Raw genomic sequence first — 920 nt, forward strand, 5'->3', positions numbered from 1 at the left:
CGGGCAGGATTCTCACCTGCCTTTTCGCTTACTCATACCGGCATTCTCACTTCTTAACAATCCACGGCTCCTCACGGTACCGCTTCTACTCGTTAAGAACGCTCCCCTACCAATGACATTCATCATTCCAAAGCTTCGGTGCCAGGCTTAGCCCCGTTTCATTTTCGGCGCAGGGCCACTTGACCAGTGAGCTATTACGCACTCTTTAAATGGTGGCTGCTTCTAAGCCAACATCCTGGTTGTCTGTGCAACCCCACATCCTTTTCCACTTAGCCTGTCTTTGGGACCTTAGCTGTTGGTCTGGGCTGTTTCCCTTTTGACTACGAATCTTAGCACCCGCAGTCTGACTCCCGGTTATAATTATGCGGCATTCGGAGTTTGATTGGGTTCGGTAACCCGTGAAGGCCCCTAGCCCATTCAGTGCTCTACCTCCGCTAATCTCTCACCGAGGCTAGCCCTAAAGCTATTTCGGGGAGAACCAGCTATCTCCTGGTTCGATTGGCATTTCACCCCTACCCACACCTCATCCGCCTCCTTTTCAACGAAGGTCGGTTCGAGCCTCCACTTTATTTTACTAAAGCTTCACTCTGGACATGGGTAGATCACCAGGTTTCGGGTCTACTCCAACGTACATTGCGCCCTATTAAGACTTGCTTTCGCTTCGGCTCCGGCTTTCCTGCCTTAACCTGCACGTTAGATGTAACTCGCCGGTCCGTTCTACAAAAAGTACGCCGTCAGGCTTTTAACGCCCTTCGACAGCTTGTAGGCACACGGTTTCAGGTTCTATTTCACTCCCCTCCCGGGGTGCTTTTCACCTTTCCCTCACGGTACTTGTTCACTATCGGTCGCTAAGAGTATTTAGCCTTGGGGGGTGGTCCCCCCTGATTCCCACGGGGTTTCTCGTGTCCCGCAGTACTTGG

The 920-nt window shown here is 52.1% G+C and carries 1 rRNA gene; it reads right to left on the minus strand.

What is annotated here, in order from left to right:
- A 23S ribosomal RNA gene (locus P6N53_RS18525) occupies positions 1-920 on the minus strand; the annotation flags it as partial.

The organism is Desulforamulus aquiferis (assembly GCF_030577015.1).
Taxonomy (GTDB): domain Bacteria; phylum Bacillota; class Desulfotomaculia; order Desulfotomaculales; family Desulfotomaculaceae; genus Desulfotomaculum; species Desulfotomaculum aquiferis.